Source organism: Citrobacter sp. Cpo090, from assembly GCF_030332665.1.
GTDB classification, from domain to species: Bacteria; Pseudomonadota; Gammaproteobacteria; order Enterobacterales; family Enterobacteriaceae; genus Citrobacter; species Citrobacter portucalensis.
On record NZ_JAOWHK010000027.1, the window covers coordinates 1 to 5,139 of the forward strand.

The 5,139-nt window shown below is 49.7% G+C and carries 4 protein-coding genes, 4 tRNA genes and 1 pseudogene; 2 read left to right on the plus strand and 7 right to left on the minus strand.

All coding sequences use genetic code 11. From position 1 onward, the window contains the following. The 5 genes from tuf to OGY83_RS11635 form a co-directional block, all read right to left on the minus strand. Window positions 1-1,097: elongation factor Tu (gene tuf, locus OGY83_RS11615; RefSeq protein ID WP_118262821.1), on the minus strand; the 1,097-nt coding region annotated here is incomplete at its 3' end. Window positions 1,098-1,215: 118 nt separating this feature from the next. Beyond that, a tRNA-Thr gene (locus OGY83_RS11620) sits at window positions 1,216-1,291 on the minus strand. A gap of 5 nt (window positions 1,292-1,296) precedes the next feature. Further along, a tRNA-Gly gene (locus OGY83_RS11625) sits at window positions 1,297-1,371 on the minus strand. A 114-nt stretch (window positions 1,372-1,485) separates the two neighbouring features. Then, a tRNA-Tyr gene (locus OGY83_RS11630) sits at window positions 1,486-1,570 on the minus strand. A gap of 8 nt (window positions 1,571-1,578) precedes the next feature. Next, a tRNA-Thr gene (locus OGY83_RS11635) sits at window positions 1,579-1,654 on the minus strand. Window positions 1,655-1,673: 19 nt separating this feature from the next. Between OGY83_RS11635 and OGY83_RS11640 the strand changes: the two are divergent. Further along, a pseudogene (locus tag OGY83_RS11640) lies at window positions 1,674-1,754 on the plus strand (hypothetical protein); the annotation flags it as partial. Window positions 1,755-2,044: 290 nt separating this feature from the next. Beyond that, on the plus strand, window positions 2,045-2,995 hold the full coding sequence (coaA, locus tag OGY83_RS11645) for a type I pantothenate kinase (RefSeq protein WP_040232296.1): 951 nt from the start codon (window positions 2,045-2,047) through the stop codon (window positions 2,993-2,995). 32 nt (window positions 2,996-3,027) lie between these two features. Here coaA and birA read toward each other — a convergent pair whose 3' ends face one another. Further along, on the minus strand, window positions 3,028-3,990 hold the full coding sequence (gene birA / locus OGY83_RS11650) for a bifunctional biotin--[acetyl-CoA-carboxylase] ligase/biotin operon repressor BirA (protein WP_191227932.1): 963 nt from the start codon (window positions 3,988-3,990) through the stop codon (window positions 3,028-3,030). Beyond that, window positions 3,987-5,015, minus strand: coding sequence for a UDP-N-acetylmuramate dehydrogenase (gene murB, locus OGY83_RS11655; RefSeq protein ID WP_286635930.1), 1,029 nt, complete (start codon window positions 5,013-5,015; stop codon window positions 3,987-3,989). The genes birA and murB overlap by 4 nt, the downstream gene beginning before the upstream one ends. Window positions 5,016-5,139: the final 124 nt, after the last annotated feature.

Consider the following 5,139-nt stretch of genomic DNA (forward strand, 5'->3'; position numbering starts at 1 on the left):
GGGTGGATCAGGGTAACAACCATTTTGATGTTGTCGCCCGGCATTACCATCTCTACGCCTTCCGGCAGTTCGATGGTACCAGTCACGTCAGTAGTACGGAAGTAGAACTGCGGACGGTAGCCTTTGAAGAACGGAGTATGACGGCCGCCTTCGTCTTTGGACAGAATGTACACTTCAGATTCGAACTTGGTGTGCGGCTTGATAGAGCCCGGCTTAGCCAGTACCTGACCACGTTCGATTTCTTCACGCTTGATACCACGCAGCAGAACACCAACGTTCTCACCAGCACGGCCTTCGTCCAGCAGTTTGCGGAACATTTCAACGCCAGTACAGGTAGACTTAGCAGTCTCTTTGATACCAACGATTTCAACTTCTTCACCAACTTTGATGATACCGCGCTCTACACGACCGGTAACAACGGTACCACGACCGGAGATGGAGAATACGTCTTCGATAGGCAGCAGGAACGGCTTGTCAATCGCACGCTCTGGTTCTGGGATGTAAGAATCCAGGAAGCCAGCCAGTTCGATGATTTTCGCTTCCCACTCTGCTTCGCCTTCCAGCGCTTTCAGAGCAGAACCACGAACGATCGGAGTGTCGTCGCCCGGGAAATCGTACTGAGACAGAAGTTCACGAACTTCCATTTCTACCAGTTCCAGCAGCTCTTCGTCATCAACCATGTCGCATTTGTTCAGGAACACGATGATGTACGGAACGCCTACCTGACGACCCAGCAGGATGTGCTCACGAGTCTGCGGCATCGGGCCGTCAGTCGCAGCAACAACCAGGATCGCGCCGTCCATCTGCGCAGCACCGGTGATCATGTTTTTAACATAGTCGGCGTGGCCCGGGCAGTCTACGTGTGCGTAGTGGCGAGTCGGGGTGTCATATTCAACGTGAGAAGTGTTGATGGTGATACCACGTGCTTTTTCTTCCGGCGCGTTATCGATCTGATCGAATGCGCGAGCAGCACCGCCGTAGGTTTTAGCCAGAACGGTAGTGATTGCAGCGGTCAGCGTTGTTTTACCATGGTCAACGTGGCCGATAGTACCGACGTTAACGTGCGGTTTAGTACGTTCAAATTTTTCTTTAGACATCGATTGTCCCTCTAAGACACGGATAAATCGGTGATATCACCACATCAACCAGGCAATATACCTGAGCTGTTGAATGCTTTTAAAAGTAAACAGAGAGAAACGGGAAGGAGAAGTGAAGTGGTGCTGATACCCAGAGTCGAACTGGGGACCTCACCCTTACCAAGGGTGCGCTCTACCAACTGAGCCATATCAGCACGTCTGGAGCGGGCAGCGGGAATCGAACCCGCATCATCAGCTTGGAAGGCTGAGGTAATAGCCATTATACGATGCCCGCATCCTGAAACTCGGCTACCCAGTTCTTTCTGTAACAAAAAAGAGATTTCTCTCTTTTCTGTTCGAGCTGATTAATTTTTTAATCAACTCAGGCGGCGATAATGCTGCCAGAAAGTGGTGGTGGGGGAAGGATTCGAACCTTCGAAGTCTGTGACGGCAGATTTACAGTCTGCTCCCTTTGGCCGCTCGGGAACCCCACCGGACTTGATGGTGCCGACTACCGGAATCGAACTGGTGACCTACTGATTACAAGTCAGTTGCTCTACCTACTGAGCTAAGTCGGCATCAAGTAGCGCGCATTTTATGGAGACATGCGCACTCATGCAACTAAAAAATTGCATAAAATGTTCTATCGCTCACATTTTGCACTATACGACCGATAAATAATCTATTTCCCCTCTGGATTGGACAAATTTCCAACGCCAGGTGCCTCCTCTGGGAGGAATTTTGCTCCGGCAGGTACGCATTGATAGAGAGAAAGCACATCTTTATACATCTGGAATACCCGTCACATTGCATTTCAGAGGATGATTTTTTCTTATTATTCCCCCCCATCTGGTGTTACCCTCCTGCCCATTGTCCAAATTAACTGAAATGTGCGTGCCATTGCGTACCGGGGATGATTTCGTTTTTTACCGCAGACCTGATATAGCAATGACAGCCAGACCATGCGTATGAGTATAAAAGAGCAAGCGTTAACGTCGCCTTACCTACAGTTTGATCGCAACCAGTGGGCTGCGCTTCGTGATTCCGTGCCGATGACCCTGACCGAGGAAGAGATTGCTCGTCTTAAAGGCATTAACGAAGACTTATCGCTGGAAGAAGTTGCCGAGATTTATTTGCCTCTCTCGCGTTTGCTAAACTTTTACATCAGTTCGAACCTGCGACGTCAGGCAGTGCTGGAGCAATTTTTAGGCACGAATGGCGAGCGTATTCCTTATATTATTAGCATTGCTGGCAGCGTCGCCGTCGGTAAAAGTACGACTGCGCGTGTGTTGCAGGCCTTGCTCAGTCGCTGGCCTGAGCACCGCAAGGTTGAGTTGATTACTACCGATGGCTTTCTTCATCCGAACCAGGTGTTGAAAGAACGTGGGCTCATGAAGAAGAAAGGCTTCCCCCAGTCCTATGATATGCATCGCCTGGTTAAATTCGTTTCCGATCTGAAATCAGGCGTACCTAACGTCACGGCGCCAGTGTATTCCCATCTCATCTATGATGTGATCCCTGATGGCGACAAAACCGTTGCCCAGCCCGACATATTAATACTCGAAGGGCTAAATGTATTACAAAGCGGGATGGACTATCCTCACGATCCACATCATGTATTTGTTTCTGACTTTGTCGACTTTTCTATTTATGTTGATGCGCCAGAAGAATTACTTCAGACGTGGTATATCAACCGTTTCCTCAAATTCCGTGAAGGGGCGTTTACCAACCCGGACTCTTATTTCCATAACTATGCAAAATTATCAGAAGATGAGGCTATCAACACCGCCATGTCGTTGTGGAAAGAGATTAACTGGCTGAATTTAAAACAAAATATATTACCAACGCGTGAGCGAGCAAGCTTAATCATGACGAAAAGTGCCAATCATGCCGTTGAACAAGTCAGGCTAAGAAAATAAATAAAAAAGGGGAGCAATTGCTCCCCTTCTTATTACTCAGCGCTTCTTAGCGATATTTCTCCACCCATCCAGGGTTTGATCTCGCCATTTTGCTCAAGCAGTAATGCACCTTGCGCGTCTATTCCACGTGAGATGCCAAATATTTCTTTATCACCAATAATAAGTTTTACCGGGCGGTCGATAAAGTTATCCAGTTTTTTCCAGCGGGACAGATACGGCGCCAGGCCCTCATGCTCAAACAGTACCAACGCAGCACGCAGCTCACGTATCAGTCGGGCAGCAAGGGTATTGCGGTCAATGTTGATACCCGCTTCCTGCAGGTTAATCCAGCCTTGATTAACCACATTCTCTTCAACCCGACGCATGGACATGTTGATACCCGCACCGATAACAATCTGCGCGGCATCCCCTGTCTTACCGGTCAGTTCAACCAGGATCCCTGCCAGCTTACGGTCGAGCAAATAGAGGTCGTTGGGCCATTTTACACGTACCTTCTCTGCGCCCAGATCGCGTAAAACCTCAGCCATGACGATACCAATAACCAGACTCAGGCCAATCGCGGCAGCCGGTCCTTGTTCCAGCCGCCAGAACATTGAAAGGTACAGGTTGGCACCAAACGGTGAAAACCACTTGCGACCACGGCGGCCGCGCCCGGCCTGCTGATATTCAGCGACGCAGGCATCCCCTGACTCTAGTTGACCTATTCGATCCATCAGGTACTGATTGGTTGAGTCGATAACCGGCAGAACAGTGATATTCCCGCCATCCAGTTGAGAATGAATAAGGGAGGCATCTAATAGTTGGATAGGTTCCGGTAAGCTGTATCCTTTACCTGGAACAGTAAAGACATCAACCCCCCAGTCGCGTAACGTCTGGATATGCTTATTGATTGCGGCACGGCTCATTCCCAACTTTTCACCGAGCTGCTCACCGGAATGAAATTCGCCGTCAGCGAGTAATGAAATAAGCGTCAGAGGGACGGTATTATCCTTCATGCAATGATCTCCACAGCATTCATTTCACCTTGCGGGCCAATAAACCGGACCTCTGGTTCGAGCCAGACATTAAATTTTTCACCGACTTTTTGGCGTACATGATGTGCAAGTTGCACCACATCCTGACTCGTCGCATTGTCTGCATTGATCAGCACCAGTGCCTGCTGTTGATGTACTGCTGCGCCACCAATGCGCATACCTTTTAGCTGACATTGATCGATAAGCCAGCCTGCTGCCAGTTTCACAGAACCATCAGCCTGCGGGTAATGAGGTGCTGTTGGGAATTTTGCCAGGAGCTCCTGCGCAATCTCTGCGGCGACAACCGGGTTTTTAAAGAAGCTTCCTGCGTTACCGTTTACTTTCGGATCGGGCAGTTTTGTCGTACGCATATGGCAGACAGAATCAAAAACCTGCTGAGGCGTCACGGTTGCAGGATCCAGACGCGTCAGGTCACCGTAAGTCAAAACGGGCTGCCACTGTTTAGGCAAGCGCAGACCAACGGCTACAATTGCGAAACGATCCTGGTATTCATGTTTGAAGATGCTGTCACGGTAACCAAATCGACATTCTGCGGCGTTAACACGCAGATGTTTGCCGGTCGAAAGCTCTACGCAGCCTACGTATTCGCAGACGCGCTGCAGCTCTACGCCATAGGCACCAATATTCTGGATTGGCGATGAACCCACGCAGCCGGGAATGAGTGCCAGATTTTCCAGGCCATGCATGTTGTGCTCCAGCGCATAGCACACCAACTGATGCCAGTTTTCACCCGCGCCTACGTGCAAGTGCCACGCATCAGGTTGTTCTGTAATCTCAATACCCTTAATACGGTTGACGATCACCGTACCCTGGAAGGTATCAAGAAACAGGACGTTACTCCCTTCGCCCAGGATCAGTACTGGATGATGCGATGCATTGGCTGATTGCCAGGCATTCAGTAATTGTTGTTCATTTTCGGCGCAGACAAGTTCGTTAGCTTGTTGATCGATGCCGAAGGTATTCCAGGCTTTAAGGGAGTGATTCATAGACGCTTTCCTGATGCAAAATCGCGCCTAGTTTACCGCATATACCGCAGGATGGCTTGTGTTATGGAGGTTCAGGATATGGCTTTGCACCCGATGGTGCGATGTCGTGATGTGCCTGATGCGC

Coding starts and splice junctions, on each gene's coding strand:
- birA (WP_191227932.1), bottom strand. CDS start 3,990: ATGAAGGATAATACCGTCCCTCTGACGCTTATTTCATTACTCGCTGAC.
- murB (WP_286635930.1), bottom strand. CDS start 5,015: ATGAATCACTCCCTTAAAGCCTGGAATACCTTCGGCATCGATCAACAA.
- coaA (WP_040232296.1), top strand. CDS start 2,045: ATGAGTATAAAAGAGCAAGCGTTAACGTCGCCTTACCTACAGTTTGAT.